Origin of the sequence: Actinomadura spongiicola (assembly GCF_003432485.1) — a bacterium.
Classification (GTDB): Bacteria; Actinomycetota; Actinomycetes; order Streptosporangiales; family Streptosporangiaceae; genus Spirillospora; species Spirillospora spongiicola.
Genome location: NZ_QVNQ01000001.1, coordinates 803,738 through 818,776, shown reverse-complemented (window position 1 = coordinate 818,776; position 15,039 = coordinate 803,738). Strand labels below are relative to the sequence as shown.

Genomic DNA, 15,039 nt, shown 5'->3' with positions numbered 1-15,039 from the left:
CGGCATCGCCTTGTCGCCTCCCTCAGGCGCCCTGGCGTTCCGCCCGCCGCCGGATCAGCTCCTCGACCGGGCTCGGCAACGTCGTCTCAAAGTCGATCAGCTTCGCCCACGTCGGAGTCACGACGATCCGAACCATCCCGTCGTGGTACAGCGAACGCACGTCCGCCTCCCACTCGACCCGCTGCTCGGCACTCATCTCATAGGTACTGGTCGACTGGAGATACTCGTCCGGGATGCCATCGACGTAGTCCAACTCGGCCCGCCCCCGGATGAGCAGGATCTTGGGCGGGTGCACCTCGGTGTCGATCGTCAGGGCGACCATCGGATTCTCCTTCAGGGCCCGCAGCTTCGGAGCGTTCTTCGGAGTGCACATGACGATCTCCGACCCGTTCCAGGCGAAGACGATCGGAACGTTACGCGGCGTGCCGTCCTTGGCGACATAGGCCAGCCGGGTCATGTCGCGAGCCAACAACTCCTGGCTGATCGGCCGGTTCAACACCTCGGCGATCTCGTCCGGTCGCACGGTCACCTCCCGTTGTCGTTCGAGCCGAGCTCCTCGGCCAGGGCGATGACGATGCCCTCCGGGCCGCGGACGTAGCAGAGCCGGTAGCTGTCCTCGTACTGCGCCACCTCACCGACGAGTTCGGCACCATGGTCGAGCAGCCGCGCGACGGCGTCCTCAATGTCATCGACCGCGAACATGATGCGGCGAATCCCCAGCGTGTTGGCCGGGGCGTCCCTCGGCACCCCACTGATCGGCTCCGGCGCAAGGTACTTCACCAACTCGATCCGCCCATGCCCGTCCGGCGTCCGCATCATCGCGATCTCAACCCGCTGATCCTCAAGCCCGACAACCCGCGCCGCCCAGGCCCCCTCGACCAGCATCCGCCCCTCCAACTCCAGACCAAGCTCGGTGAAGAACGCGATGACCGCCTCAAGGTCGTCGACGACGATGCCGATATTGTCCATCCGCCGAACCGTCACCCTGGCCTCCTTCTTCCGTGGGCGCCCCAGCCTAGGTGGTGTTCCGCTTACGCCGCATCCGTTCCGTCTTTTCGTATGTTCAAGGCCAAATCACGGCCGAACCGTGGCCGATAACCGACAGACTCCCTGCTGATCGAGCGTGCCATCAAGATCGCGTTTGAACTTCTTCACCGTCCATCGACAAATACCGCGCCTTCCTGTCTCCTCAAGGAGGAAACGGGAAACACCCGCAGGCGTCTTGTCCATCCCACAGCGGCTCCCGCAGGCTTGTTGGCGGTGACTCCCCGGGCCGTTCCGATGGACGGTTATGGAGGTCCAAGTGTCCGAGCGGCCCACCGAGTTCGGTACAGAGCTTCGACGAAGGCGTCTGGCGATCGGCATGAGTCTCGGTGGACTCGCCCAGCGGGTTCATTACAGCAAGGGCCAGCTGAGCAAGGTCGAACGAGGCATCAAAAGTCCCAGCCGAGACCTGGCACGTCTCTGCGACGCCGTACTCGACGCGAAAGGAGCGCTTGCCGCCCTAATCCCGGATAACCCGTCCGGTACCCGGGTCACCGAAACAGGCGTCGACGAGGAGGTGTGGCTGATGCGGTTGTCCTCGGACGGCCAAAGCCGGTTCGAGCCCATGAGCCGGCGGCAGGCGGTGGTGGCCGGCGCCGCATCCATCGCGGGAATGAGCATCGGCCTGCCGACCATACCCGCCAATGCCGAGGCCGCGACACTTCTCGGAACCTTTCGAGCTTTGTTCGATCAGTATCGGCAGCTGGGGCAGGTCACGACCCCAGGGCTGTTGTTGCCGGTCCTCATCGCACAGACACATGCGGTCCAGGAACTGTCCCGCCAGGTCGGTGCACACTCGCGTCAGGAGTTGTTGCGGCTCGGGTCCCGTTACGCCGAGTACATCGGCTGGCTGGTGCAGGAGAACGGCGACGAGCACGGCGCACTGTGGTGGACGCGACGCGCGGTCGATCTTGCCGAGGCCGGCGGTGATCACCACCTCGCGGCGTACGCGATGGTCCGGCACGCGCTCGTCACCCTCTACCGCGAGGACGCCCGGCAGACGATCGAACTGGCCCGGCAGGCGCAGCACGGCGGTGTGCCGCCGCGAATCCGCGGACTGGCCGCACAGCGGGAGGCGCAGGGGCACGCGCTCGCCGGCGACTACGACGCGTGCATGCGGAGCCTGGAGCGAGCCCGGACCATGCTGGCCCGCCACACGGAGAGCTCGAACTCGCCGGTCCTCGGCACCACGAGCCTGACCGACCCGGCCGAGATGGTCAGAGGCTGGTGTCTGCACGACCTGGGACGACCCCGTGCTGCCGCCCAGGTCATCGAGGCGCAGCTGGCGCAGGTTCCCGGGCAAGCCGTGCGCACGCGAGTCCGCTTCGGTGTGCGGCAGGCACTAGCCCATGCCATGGACGGCGAAATCGACCGCGCCTGTCAGCTGACGCGAGAACTGTTGCAGGGCATCACCGCGACCGGCTCGGCGACCGTGTCGGCGGACCTGCGCAACCTCGCGCGAACGCTGCACCGATACCCGAAGAGCTCATCGGTGCGCCGGCTGATGCCCGAACTAGGCGCGGCTTTGCGCGCCACCACCCATCAAGGAGATCAGGATGCAGGTCGTGTTCATCAACTACCGCACCGGAGACGGCGATGAGGCCGCCGCGATGCTGGAACGAGGGCTGTCCGACCGGTTCGGCGGGGAACGGGTCTTCCGTGCCACGACCTCCATTCGGCCGGGTCAGTCCTATCCGGAAAGGCTGCTCAACGCCGTACGCAACAGTGCCGTTCTGCTCGCCGTCATGGGGCCGGGCTGGGCCCAGGACGTGCGGCTACGCGAAGACGGCGACTGGGTGCGCCGGGAGATCTTGGAGGCCTATGCCTCGAAGGTCACCGTCATCCCTGTTCTGAAGGGGCGGAAGACCGAGCGTCTGAAGGCAGCAGACCTGCCGATCGAACTGGCACGCCTGGCGGACGTCCAATCTCTGCGGCTGGAGCCTCGTGATGGCGAGGACGATATCAGGCGCATCGGCGACTTCCTCAGCGAACTCGTCCCGGAACTCAGAAGGGCGGATTCGCAGGCGTCCCCGGCCCCCGAGAACGTCAACGTGAACAACACCGCGAGCGACATCCACGGCACGGCCGTCCAGGGCCGCGACATCGGTGGTGACGTCGGCACGGTCATCAAGGGGAATGCCGGCTCGGTACACGCCGGGAAGGGCGACATCAACCAGAACACCCAGCATTTCTCCGGCGACGGGGCGACCTACGTCCAGGGTGACAACCATGGTGGCGTCGGCCACCGATTCAGCCGGGAACGAGAGGAGAAGAACCGTTGAGAGACACGTTCCAGGCGCACGCTTCGAGCGTTCAAGGGGGGATGCACGGCGGCGTGGGAAACATTAACAACCACAACTACTACCTGCCGCAATCCGGCCCGCTCGGAGTCTCCCCTCGAAAGCAGCCCGCGGACGAGCTGCGCTGGCTCAGACAACGCTTCGTCGAACCAGTCGGGTTGGGCAAAGCGCGAGACATTCTGGAAGCCTCACACACCGTGCTGCTTGACGGGCTCCCAGGCAGTGGCCGGACGGCCGCGGCGAAGATGCTGCTCTGGGAAGTCGGCTGCGATGGCGGGCAGATTCACGAACTTCTCCTACAGGACAGCGACAATGTGCCGCCCATCGATCACAGTCATGTCGGCGACGGCGAACTCGTGTGGATGGACCTTTCCCATGTGGACAGGCCGCGCTGGCACGAGGTCCGTGCCGAGCTGTCCTCCCTCCGCGCCACGGTCCAGGACCGCGACGCCCGCCTCGTCCTCGTACTGCCGGACAGGACCGGCCACCCCGGTTCGACACTGGCTCCGTACCACGCCGAGATTCAGCGCCCGGCGGTCGAGGAGGTTCTGTACCGCTATCTGTGCGTAGAGGAAATTTCCTGGCCGGTTCAGCCTCCTCCGCCGCGCTTACTGGACGCTGACTGGCGGATGGCGGACGTCCCCAGATACATCGAGCTGATCCGGCGAGCACGAGACGAGCACCGCCAAGGCACCTTCGAGCAGTGGTGTGAGGACGCCTATCGTGCGCTCACCGGCCAGGTGGAAGACGTGGCCACGCAGGTGGCAGGCCTCGCCACGGGACGGCAACGCGCACTGCTGCTCGCCGTCGCCATGCTGCACAACGCCCACGCCGATGTCATTCATCATGCCGGCGCGGCTCTTCTCGACACGGTAGACCACCCACGCGAGGAAAGCCCGATTCTGGAGCGCGCTCCCCTGGACGTCAGGCTCAAGGAGATCGGCGCGGAACTCGGCTCGTCCGGCGATGTCCGGTTCAAGAAACTCGATTACGACGCGGCGGTACGGTCGTACTTCTGGACCTTTATGCCGGAACTTCACAACGCGCTACAGGCCTGGATAGAGCAGACCGCCGATTCTCAGGACCTCGCGTACCGCGAACGCGCACATCTGATCGAGCGCTTTACCGAACAGTGCTTGAATAAACGCTATCGGCAAGCTTTGTTCTCGCTCGTGGAAAAGTTGACCGCAGCCCCCACCACACGCCCGAAAATGGAGGCAGCCGCTCTGATCCTGCAACGCGGCCTCCGAGATGAGAAGCAAGGCCGGGCCTTCCGCCGCAAGATCTACGTCTGGTCGCGTTCGACCACTCTCTCCACCCGGCTCGCCGAGGTGATCATTGCGGCGTGCCGTGACGAGATGATGGCGAAGCATCCCGACGAGGCCCTGGTCCGGCTGCTCCATGTGGCGAGACGGGAGCGCGGAACCCGCGCCCGCGAGACCTTGGTGGAGGTGGCGGACGGTGCCCCAAGGCTTCGTCGGCAAATGCTGGCGCGCTTGACCGAAGCAACGCCTGAAGCTGGAAAGTGGCCCACGGACGTCGACCTCTTCCTGGATCTCGCCGATCCGGAGGCACTCACCGACCCCGGCCGGCGCGACCATGCGCTCATTTCCGAACACGCTGTCCGCCGGCAACTGGCCATCGGCTGGACTCTCGTCTTCACGCGGCGTCCGTGTGAGACGTGGGCTCCAAGAGTGAGGCCCTGGTTGCATGTCGCCGCCGCCGACCAACAGCACCGCCATGCGCTTCTCAGCATCCTCGTCCGCGCGGGTCGAGGAAATGCGACCGTCCTGGCGCAGCTATACACGATGAGCCGAGAGAAGGAATCGTGGGCGTTGCTCAGCGAGCCGATCATTCAACTCATCAACACGCTGCGAGAGACCTCACCCACCCAACCCACGTGAACGATTGGAGAACACCGTGAGCGCCGGACGAAGCATCACGACGCTCTACTTCGTGGTCATCGGCGGAACGATCCTCATCGGATTGGTCCTCTTTGCCCCATGGCCGTTATGGATACCGTTCATCGCGATCGCCGCACTCGGAGGCGTACTGCTGTACGTGGTGAAGGCGGCGAGGCACCGGCGAGCTGGATACCCTTTGCCCGAACCCGCTTTCGAGTACACGTCCGTCCCCGTAGCGGACAACAGGGGGACCCGCCTGACCGGCGTCCTCCTGCCGACAAGCCGACCGGACTACTTCTTCCAGTTCTCCGCCATCGTGATCTGGGCACCGACATCATCGGCGGACGAGTCCGCGATCAACTACGCCGCCGTCGCGCTCGACGCGGTGGTGAAGCGCGCCCGCGAGATCACTGAGGCGGCAGACCCGATGCACGTCTCGCTCGTCCAGCATGAACTGGCCAGTGCGCTCGGCGAGATGCGAACGGACGCCACAGCACGCGTACGGACAATGGCCGAATCGGTCCGGATCACCCTTCCCGACCGCGACCAGGAACGGCTGGACAAGCTCGCCGTGGTCCGCAAGGAAGAAGCCATCTGGGAGCACGAGCGCAAGTACGAACAGAACAGGCGCGAGTACCTCGGCGGAGACGTGTTGAAGGACCCCGGCAGCGCCGTGGTCTGGTGGCTCGCGAGAAACGAGGAGCAGGTGGAGAAGACCGTCAACGACATCAGCCTGCTCGCGCAGCTCTCGTCCGCCGCGAACAATGAGGAAGTACCGCCAGCCTTTCGTCCATTCTTGTATGAAGCCGCCACTGCTCCAGGTCAATTCGGTTCGAACGGATCGGTCCCACACTCACCGGACCACGATACGGCGCCTGCGGATGGCTTCGAAGCTCTCCTGAAGATGATGCGGTTCGATGAGTCCGACCCCCAGCGCCGCCTGCTCGCCCGACAGATGGCCGAATGGGCCACCATGCACGGCCGCCCCGAAATAGCCGAGGACCTCGTCCGCCGGTACGACCGACCGAGCGACGTCGAAACCGAAGACGCCGGCAATGAAGATTGAATCGGCGGTGGGGTGCCGAGTGCTCGGCGCCGCCACCGCCGCCCCCCACCCGCCCCGCTCGTGCCGCGTGCCTCAGCCAACGCGACCCGACTCAACGACTCGGACGCCACCGCTTTCGACCGCCAGCCCATCGCGCTGCCGTCGAGCCGGGCCAGGACGACGCGGCGCCCCAGGTCTCGCTCTCGTGGCGTTCGAGCCACCCGGCGCCGACCCCGGGGGGGCCGGAGCTGATCGTCCTCGACATCACCGATTTCGCCTCAGGTGACGCGGACCGGCCGGACATTCGCCGGGGTGGGTTATTCAGGGTGGGGGTTCAGGTGGGTCAGGAGGGTTTGGCCGCGGGGGGTGAGGCGGTAGCCGGTTTCCAGGCTTTCGGTGAGGCCCAGGTCTTTGAGGCGGCGGACGTCGGATTTGAAAGAGAGTTTTTCGCGGTTCAGGTGTTCGGCCAGGTCTTGGGCGCGTAGGCCGGGGTGTTGTTCGATGAGGCGGAGGACCTCGCGGGTCCAGGGGGCGCGGCGGCTGCGGGCGTCGATGGTGTCCAAGGTGGCTGTGAGGTCGGCCAGTTCCTGGGCGGTCAGGTCGGCGTTCTCGGCGAGCTTTGAGCGGGGGTCGGGGCCGCCCAGGTGGAGCATGACGCGGTGGTAGGCGCCTTCCTTGGTGCTCTTGGAGAGGGCGGCGAGGAGGGCGGCGCGGCTTTTGAAGCCTGAGCGGAGGGCGTCCTCCTCGGTGATGTCCTCGGGGGTGACGGGGGTGACCGAGTCGATGACGATGATCCCGGCCCAGGTGCGCTGGGTGCTGCCCGCGCGGACGCGGGGCTCGGCCCATACCCGGAACACCCGGTCGATCCGTCCGCCGACGATTCCTTCGAGGACCTCTTTTCGGAACAGCATCGTCGCCTCCCCCGGTGATACGTCTCTCCTGCTGCCATCTTCTCCTGCCGCGGGGTCCCGCTGATCTCCTGGTGGTGGAGATCAGCGGGGACGGAGGCTACGGGACGGGTTCGAGGACGTAGGTGCCCGTTCCGTCGGGCTTGCCCAGGCTGTACTGGCGCATGGTCTCGTTGTCGGTGACGCGCTCCTGGCCGATCATGAATCCGGTCATCTTGTTCTGGATGCCGACGAGGTTCGTGCCGGGGACGTCGTCGTAGACGTAGAAGCGTTGGCCGTCGTCGACGGTTCGGCATTTCTCCTCGTAGAACGGGGCGCTTTCCGTGGGCGCGTCCGAGGCCCTCAAGGTGAGGCACTTCTTGCTCTGGCGGGTGAGGAAGACGTGCTCGACCATGCCGTTGGTGGTCGGGCCCTGGCAGACCTGCCATTGCACCCTGGCGTTGTTCGCCCAGGAGTGCAGCCGGAACTCGTCCGTGCCGTTGGCGTTCCACCAGAACAGCAGGCGGTCGGGCGTGGCGATCCGGTAGTAGCCCGCCAGGCAGGTGAAGCCGGGTGGTTGTGCCGCGGTCTGGTTGGTCGGGGGCTTCGGGGCGGGTGGGCGTGGTGCCGCCTGTGCCGGGGTGCCGGTGCAGCCTAGGACTTTCTGGGCCTTGCTCATGATGCTGTTGGCGGGCACCTTGTCCTCGCATCGGACGGCGCCCTCCTCGATCGTGGAGAAGGTCGTGTAGGTACCGCCCGGACGTTCGATCCACCGGGTGGTGTACCGGCCGCCGCCCAGGTCGACCCGGCCGCAGTTGAGGCTGCCGTAGACGCCGGTGACCTTGTTCGTCCCCTGGTAGAGGCCGTAGTAGCCGGGCTTGAGGAAGTTCCAGGTGATGGTCTGGGACTCCGCGTTGGTCGTGGCGGTGGCCTTCCTCACCGTGCGGCTGACGAAGGCCTCGACCTTGAACAGGGTTCCGATGCTGAACCCGCTGCTGATCTGGGACGAGTTCCCGACCTCGACCGTGATCACGGTCTGGGTGCTCATCGTGACGCTCTGGCTGCCGGTCGAGCCGTCGGTGATGTAGTACCCCTTGAAATGGGTGATGGTGGGTTCGGTCACCGCGCTCTTGACGAACGGATATCTCTTGCCGAGATCGGCGGCTTTGCAGGGGTCGCCCGCCTTGGGATCGGCTGTTGCGGCGGACGCGGCGGATGGGTTCACGGTCAGGAAGATCGATCCGGCCAGCAGGGGGAGGAGCAGGCCGTGCGCCATTGCTTTGATCTTTACCATGGGGCAACTCCCGGGAGCGAGGTAAAAGTCAGGAGCAGAGTCACACGATTCGCCGTACACGAGGAGACCAATGGTCGGGCCGGATGCGGCCTCTTTTTCAATTGTTTCGGTTGGATCGACGCTCTACCGTAGCCGGTCGGCCGCTATCTGTTCGCCCAGCCGTTTCAACAGGGGGCCGGGCTGGGTGATGCACTTGTTCGGGTCGGTTTCGATGTCGGTGAGGGCGTAGGCGCCGACGAAAGGGGTGTGGCGGAGTTCGTCGTCGGTCAGGGAGCGCCGTCCGCAGACGGCGATGACGGGCACGCCGGCTCGCGCGGCGGCGGTCGCCACGCCGAGGGGGGCTTTGCCGCGCAAGGTCTGCCGGTCCAGTGATCCTTCGCCGGTGATGACGAGGCGGGCGCCTTTCATCTGGTCGGTGAGGTGGAGGAGGTCGAGGATGTGGGCGATTCCTGGTTCGACTCGTGCGGCGTCGAGGAAGGCGACGGTGCCGTAGCCCACGCCACCGGCGGCTCCGGCTCCCGGGCGGTCGGCGGCGTCTACGGACAGGTCGCGTCGGGCGATCTCGTGGAGGCGGGTGAGTCCGGCCTCCAGAGCGTCCGCGTCGGCGGGGGCGGCGCCTTTCTGGGCGCTGAATGTGTGGGCGGCGCCGTCCGGGCCCAGGAGTGGGTTGTCGACGTCGGCGACGACGGTGATGGTGATTCCCGTTAGGCTGCGGCGCAGATTTCCGGGGTCGATTTTGTGCAGGTCGCGCAGCGCCGCTCCGCCGGGTGGGAGTTCTAGGTTTCGGGCGTCGAGGAAACGCATTCCGAGTGCGGTGGCCATGCCGGTTCCGCCGTCGGTGCAGGCGCTGCCGCCGAGTCCGAGGAGGATGCGTTTGGATCCGGCGCGCACGGCGGCGGCGATCAGTTCGCCGACACCCCGGCTGGACGCCGTCAACGGCGCGGACTTTCTTCCGGGTAGTCGGCTCATTCCCGACGCCTCGGCCAGTTCCACGATCGCCGTATCGTCCTTGACCGCGTACGAGGCTGTTACCTGTTCTCCGGTCGGGCCGGAGACCGTCGCTCGTATCCGTTTGAATCCGGCGGTTACCGCCGCGTCCACTGTTCCTTCGCCGCCGTCGGCGACCGGCGACCGTATGTACTCGATCTCCGGGCAGGTCCGGCGCAGGCCGGAGATGAGGGACTCGCTGACTTCGGTGGCGGACAGCGATCCTTTGAACTTGTCCGGAGCGACGACGACGTGTCCTTTCATTTCGTTCAGGAGTCGACGTGGGTGCCGATGGCGGCGGAGACGGTGTCGTGGCCTTCGGCGTCGAGGCGTCGCAGCAGGCCGTCCAGGATTGTCGGCACGAGCCGCGGGCCACGGTAGATCAGGCCCGTGTACAACTGGACCAGATCGGCACCCAGGCTGATCTTGCGGTAGGCGGCGTCGGCCGAGGTGACCCCGCCGGCCGCGGTCAGCGCGTACCGGCTGGTGGGGCCGATGGTCCGGCGCAGGGTCTTCAGGACGTGGTTCACGAGCGTTTCCACCGGTGGGCCACCGACCGCGCCGGGTTTGGCGGCCAGTTCACCGGGCGGTGTCGACAGGCGCAGTTCGGACGGCTTGCCCGCGGGCAGGTTGATCGCGAAGCCGGCGACGAACGGGAAGTCGTCCGCGATCCGCACGATCTCCCGGAGGACGCCGGCGTCGCCGATCGGCTTCAACTTGAGGAACACGGGGACGCATGGGGCGACCGCGGAGAGTTCATCGAGGAGTGCGGCGACGCGCGGGAGTTCGTCGAAAAAGTCGCGGTCGCCCGCCGAGTTCGGGCAGCTCATGTTGAGGGTCACGTAGTCGGCGCGCGGCTGGAGCAGCTCGAACGAGCGTGCGTAGTCCTCGTAGACGTCCGGTTCGACGGCCGGGCGCCGGACGTCGTTCGTCTTGACCAGGTTGACGCCGAGGCGGGCGTGTTCTGGACGGTGGACGCGGGGAGCTATCGCCTCCGCTCCCTCGTTGGGGACGCCGTAGGCCACCGCCACCGCGTGGTCCTTCGGCAGGCGGAACAGCCGTGGGCGCGGGTTCCCGGTGGACGGGAAGGCGGAGATCGAGCCGACCTCGATATGGCCGAAGCCCATGCTGCCCATGATCTGGATGGCGCGGGCGTTCTTGTCGAAGCCCGCGGCGAGGCCGAGCGGGTTGGCCAGCGACATCCCGGCGACGTTCGTGCGCAGGCGCTCGTGTTCGACGCTGAACGCCCGCCGGGTGACGCCGCGGACCGTCTTCGAGCGGCCGGCGAGCGCCGCGGCCCGCAGGGTCAGTTCGTGGGCCCGCTCGGCATCGAGCCGGAAGAGCAGCGGCTTGACGACCGATTCGTACATGGACGCCATCCGTCAGGCCTGACCGGGAAGCGCGGCGAGCAGGCCTTGCAGGCGTTCGACGAGGGCGCGGCTCGGTGCCACTTTGGGCCGGATGTGCGTTTCGACGGACACAGCGCCCGTGTAGCCGTCGGCTTGCAACGCGGCGAACTGGCCGACCCAGTCGATCTCGCCGTCGACGCAGAACTCCCGGCGGCCGGTGGTGGCGTTGGTCCGGACGTCCTTGAAGTGGACGAGCCGCACGAGGTCGGCGACCCGGCGGTAGGCGTCCGGGAACGGCGGGAGGTCGCCCGCCAGATACGCGTTCGCGGCGTCCCAGGTCATCCCGACGTTCGGTTCGTTCACCGCCCGGACGATCTCGGCCGTCGTCGCGGCGGACGCGCCCCACGTGGTCATCTCGTTCTCCAGCGCGAGCACGAGCCCGCGGGCGGCGAGCCGGCGTCCGGCCTCGCGGATCACCTCGATCACGCCGTCCGGGACGTCGTCGCTCACGCCGAGCATCTCGCGGTGCAGCGCGATTCCGGGGGTGAAGGAGAAGCAGGTCACGATCGGGCAGCCGAGTTCTTCGGCGGCGTCGGCGCATTCGGGCAGGAGCCGTTCGAGGTGGTCTTCGAGTGCCTCCTCCGCCGCGGCGAGCGCGCGGAGCGAGGCGGAGGTGCTCCACTGGTAGAAGCTCAGCGGCGCCGCGCGGTCCGGGAACGGGATCTTGAACAGGCCGGAGGAGATCGCGGCCACGGAGACGCCGTACTCGCGGATCAGCCGGGGCGTGGTCGCGCGGAGTTCCCGGCCCACGCGCGGGTAGCGGCCGTCCCCGACGCCGCGCAGTTCCACGTGTGTCACGTTCCAGGATCGGGCGAGTTCCAGCGCGGTGTCGAGGTCCGCGCTGACCTCGTCGGTGACGATCGAGACGTCCATCTGTGGCTCCGTTTCCCGTGCGCGCATCGCTGGCGACCGGCTGGGGCCGCCGGTCGGGTCGTTGGTCGAGGTGGTGTGGTGGTGCCGGGTCGCCGTGGGTGTGCGACGTGGCCATGGCGCCGCCCCAGGGCGGGCAGTGCGCAGCCGCGCAGGCCGGCCGAAGGTTGGGCGTGCCGACGAGTCTATGGTAAACGCTTACCGGTTGCCTAGTGCCGCGCCGTGGTTTCTCGGGACGGACGTTGAACGCCGATGCCGAGGCGGCGTTCCGGGTGGCCTGGCAGCGGCTTGAACAGGGGGAACGTCCGGATGGACGGCTCGTTCCGGGTGCGGAACCGGGCTCTGGCCGCCGCGGGTTCGGATGCGGGAAGGGGCACCGCCTGGCCGGTGGGATGGCCAGGCGGTGCTGTTTTTCCGTGGAGCCGGGCTCTCAGTTGGCGCGGCGCGTCGTCGATCGCGGTACGAGTTGGTGGGGCAGCACCTTGTCGGACGGCTCGTCGGCGCCCTTCTCCGCCAGCACGATGCGCGCCGCGGTGAGGCCCAGTTCGTAGAGCGGCGCGCTGACGGTCGTGAGGCCGGTGTAGGCGGCCGGTCGCGTGTCGTTGATCCCCGCCACCGACACCCGTTCCGGGACCTCGATGCCCGCCGAGCGCAGGCCCATGACGATGCCGATGGCGACATCGTCGTTGACCCCGATGATCGCGTCGGGCAGCGGGCCGGCGGCGGCGATGTGCTGGGCCGCGTCGTAGCCCGCCTCGTACTCGAAGCCGCCCTCGAAGCGCAGCGGGTCGAGCCCGGCGGCGGCCATCGCGGCCTCGTAGCCCGCACACCGTTCGAGCGAGGTGAACAGGCCCTTCGGGCCGTCGACGAAGGCGATGCGGCGATGCCCGAGGGAGACGACGTAGTCGGTGATGTCGTAGGCGGCCGCCCGGCTGTCGAACGTCACCGAGGGGCAGTCGAGCTCGCGATGGGCGAGGGTGAGGACCCGCGCGCCCGATTCCCGGGCCTCGTCCACGGCCTGCTGGAGTTCCTGCCGGTGGGGGTCGTCGGTGTATCCGCTGGAAGCGAAGATCACGCCCCTGGCCTGGGTGGCGCGCAGCGCCCGCAGATGCCGGATCTCGGCCTCGGTCGAGCGGTGGGCGCTCGACAGCATGGTCAGATAGCCGAGCCGTCCGGCGACGTGCTCGACCCCGCGTGCGATGTGGGCGAAGTACGGGTCCACGATGTCGCCCACGATCACGCCCACGATGGGCGTACGGCCCGTCACCAGCGCCCGCGCCGCGAAGCTCGGCGCGTAGCCCAGTTCGGCGGCGGCGTTGAGCACGCGCTCCCGCATCGCCGCCGAGACCGGGTGCTTCGAGCCGTTGAGGACGCGCGACGCCGTCGCGATCGAGACGCCCGCGCGCTCGCTGATGTCGGCCAGAGACCCCATATGGCCACCTCCTGACGGAAAATTCTATCCGTCGAGGCCCCTACACGACGCCTGTTTCGCACTGTCCGCACACATGACCTGGACGTTTTCGCTTGACATCGCCGCTTCGCCGTTGGAACTATGCGTGGTAATCGTTTGCCATCCTCCGAATCCGCCGCGGTGGATACGGAGAAAGGACCGGGCATGGAAGGCCGTAGAGAGCACTCACGCAAGGGCAACCGCCGTCCTGTGACGGCGCGGGCGAGGAACACCGCGCGGCGCGCGGCACCGGCGAGCATGGCGATCATCATGGGAGGGGCCGTGCTGGCCGGCTGCGGCGGCGGCCCGGCCGGCGCCGGCAAGGCCGGTGACATGCTGACCGTCGACACGGCGTTCGTCATCGACTCGCTCGATCCGCAGCGCGCGTTCACGCCGACCGCGTTCGTCGTGGACCACGCGGTCTACCAGACGCTCCTCACCTACCCGGGCTCCGACGTCAAGAGGGCTCAGCCGTCGCTGGCCACGTCGTTCCAGGCGGACGCCGGAGCCAAGCGCTACACCTTCGAACTCGACCGGGGCGCACGGTTCGCGGACGGGACGCCCGTCACCTCGGCCGATGTCGTCTTCTCGCTGCAACGGCTGGCCAACCTCAAGGCCAACGGCTCCTACCTGATGGACGGCATCACAGTGCGGGCCGACGGGCCGAACAAGGTCGTGCTGACCTCGAAGGAACCGAACGCCGCCATTCCCGCGATCGTCGCGAACCCGGCGACGAGCATCGTCAACTCCGAGCTCGCGAAGGCCCACGGCGCGACCGACTCCCCCGACGCGGCGAAGACCGACCAGGCCGAGAAGTGGTTCAACTCCGGGGAGTCCACCGGAGCGGGCAGCGGGCCGTACGTCCTGACCAAGTACGAGTCGGGCTCGCAGATCACGTTGAAGAGCAGCCCGAAGCCGTGGCGCGGCGCCCCGCCGTTCAAGACCGTGATCGTACGGAACATGCAGGCGGCGGCGCAGGCGACGAACGTGCAGCGCGGCAAGGCCGAGGTGGCATTGGACGTGTCCGCCACCGACACCCGGCGCATCAAGGGCAGGGTGACGGTCTCGTCGCAGGCGTCGCGGTTCACCTTCTTCGCCTTCGCGAACGTGGACGCCCAGGCCTCGCCGGTCACGGCCCACCCGCGTGTCCGCGAGGCGATCCGCTACGGCCTCGACCACGACGGCATCACCCGCGTCACCGGGCCCGGCGCCGCGCAGATGACGGGCGTGATCCCGTCCTGGATGCCCGGATCGCTGCCGCGCTCGTCCGCGGTGAAGCGTGACCTGGCGCGGGCCAAGAGGGCCTTCCAGGCCGCCGGGCCCGGAAAGGACCGGCTGACGCTGGACTACCCGTCCGACCTGACGCTCCAGGGCGTCTCGTTCTCGGCCGTCGCGGCCAAGATGCAGCAGAATCTCCAGCAGGTGGGCTTCAAGGTGAGGCTGCGCGGTTCACCGATCGCGATCCTCAACGAGAAGCAGACCGCAGGGAAGATCGACTTCGGCCTGCTGGGGCGCGGCGCCGACTTCATGGACGGCACCGCCTACCTGAACATGTCCCCCGGCGGCTTCCACGCCGAGCGGGTGCACTGGACGGAGAGCGCCGCGCCGGACGTGGTGAAACTCGCCGGGCAGGCACGGGCGGAGCTCGACGACGCGAAGCGGGCCGGGCTCGTCCGGCAGTGGCAGGCGCGGCTCAACGAAGTCGGCCCGTACTTCCCGCTCGCGGCGCCGCAGTCGTCGGTCGTCAGTACCAAGGACATCGCCGGCGCGATCGGCAGCCCGCAGTACGGCATCGACATTCCCGCGATCCGTCCCGTCGGCGATTCCGCCGCCTGATGGTGGCCAGGCA

Annotated in this window: 13 protein-coding genes; 5 read left to right on the top strand and 8 right to left on the bottom strand. The window is 67.6% G+C overall.

What is annotated here, in order from left to right; translation table 11 throughout:
* Positions 1-22: 22 nt before the first annotated feature.
* Positions 23-529, bottom strand: coding sequence for a pyridoxamine 5'-phosphate oxidase family protein (locus D0T12_RS03855; RefSeq protein WP_233525833.1), 507 nt, complete (start codon positions 527-529; stop codon positions 23-25).
* Complete coding sequence (locus D0T12_RS03850) at positions 526-969, bottom strand: VOC family protein (protein WP_117397821.1); 444 nt, start codon at positions 967-969, stop codon at positions 526-528. Before D0T12_RS03850 ends, D0T12_RS03855 begins: the two co-directional genes overlap by 4 nt.
* Before the next feature lie 334 nt (positions 970-1,303).
* Between D0T12_RS03850 and D0T12_RS03845 the strand changes: the two genes are divergently transcribed.
* The 4 genes from D0T12_RS03845 to D0T12_RS03830 are packed head-to-tail and all read left to right on the top strand — an operon-like array spanning position 1,304 to position 6,314.
* Positions 1,304-2,644 (top strand): helix-turn-helix domain-containing protein, encoded by a 1,341-nt coding sequence (locus tag D0T12_RS03845; RefSeq protein ID WP_117398038.1) that lies wholly within the window; start codon positions 1,304-1,306, stop codon positions 2,642-2,644.
* A complete protein-coding gene (locus D0T12_RS03840) occupies positions 2,601-3,326 on the top strand; it encodes a toll/interleukin-1 receptor domain-containing protein (RefSeq protein WP_117397820.1) in 726 nt (241 codons plus the stop codon). Before D0T12_RS03845 ends, D0T12_RS03840 begins: the two co-directional genes overlap by 44 nt.
* Entirely contained in the window at positions 3,323-5,248 is a 1,926-nt protein-coding gene (locus D0T12_RS03835) for a hypothetical protein (RefSeq protein ID WP_147339367.1), read from the top strand. The genes D0T12_RS03840 and D0T12_RS03835 overlap by 4 nt, the downstream gene beginning before the upstream one ends.
* A 16-nt stretch (positions 5,249-5,264) precedes the next feature.
* A complete protein-coding gene (locus D0T12_RS03830) occupies positions 5,265-6,314 on the top strand; it encodes a hypothetical protein (protein WP_117397818.1) in 1,050 nt (349 codons plus the stop codon).
* Between the two features lie 296 nt (positions 6,315-6,610).
* Here the strand turns inward: D0T12_RS03830 and D0T12_RS03825 are convergent, their stop codons facing one another.
* The 6 genes from D0T12_RS03825 to D0T12_RS03800 form a co-directional block, all read right to left on the bottom strand.
* Entirely contained in the window at positions 6,611-7,204 is a 594-nt protein-coding gene (locus D0T12_RS03825) for an ASCH domain-containing protein (protein WP_117397817.1), read from the bottom strand.
* A 97-nt stretch (positions 7,205-7,301) separates the two neighbouring features.
* The gene (locus D0T12_RS03820; protein ID WP_147339366.1) at positions 7,302-8,474 is read right to left on the bottom strand and encodes a hypothetical protein; all 1,173 of its coding nucleotides are present in this window, start codon (positions 8,472-8,474) and stop codon (positions 7,302-7,304) included.
* Between the two features lie 123 nt (positions 8,475-8,597).
* Positions 8,598-9,725, bottom strand: a complete 1,128-nt coding sequence (locus tag D0T12_RS03815) for a glycerate kinase (protein ID WP_117397815.1) — start codon at positions 9,723-9,725, stop codon at positions 8,598-8,600.
* 5 nt (positions 9,726-9,730) lie between these two features.
* Complete coding sequence (locus D0T12_RS03810; RefSeq protein WP_158581398.1) at positions 9,731-10,831, bottom strand: quinone-dependent dihydroorotate dehydrogenase; 1,101 nt, start codon at positions 10,829-10,831, stop codon at positions 9,731-9,733.
* A gap of 12 nt (positions 10,832-10,843) precedes the next feature.
* Positions 10,844-11,743, bottom strand: coding sequence for a sugar phosphate isomerase/epimerase family protein (locus tag D0T12_RS03805; RefSeq protein ID WP_158581397.1), 900 nt, complete (start codon positions 11,741-11,743; stop codon positions 10,844-10,846).
* Positions 11,744-12,170: 427 nt separating this feature from the next.
* Complete coding sequence (locus tag D0T12_RS03800; RefSeq protein WP_117397812.1) at positions 12,171-13,172, bottom strand: LacI family DNA-binding transcriptional regulator; 1,002 nt, start codon at positions 13,170-13,172, stop codon at positions 12,171-12,173.
* A 183-nt stretch (positions 13,173-13,355) separates the two neighbouring features.
* On the opposite strand from D0T12_RS03800, the gene D0T12_RS03795 reads away from it, so the two are divergent.
* On the top strand, positions 13,356-15,026 hold the full coding sequence (locus D0T12_RS03795; RefSeq protein WP_158581396.1) for an ABC transporter substrate-binding protein: 1,671 nt from the start codon (positions 13,356-13,358) through the stop codon (positions 15,024-15,026).
* The last annotated feature ends 13 nt before the right edge of the window (positions 15,027-15,039 follow it).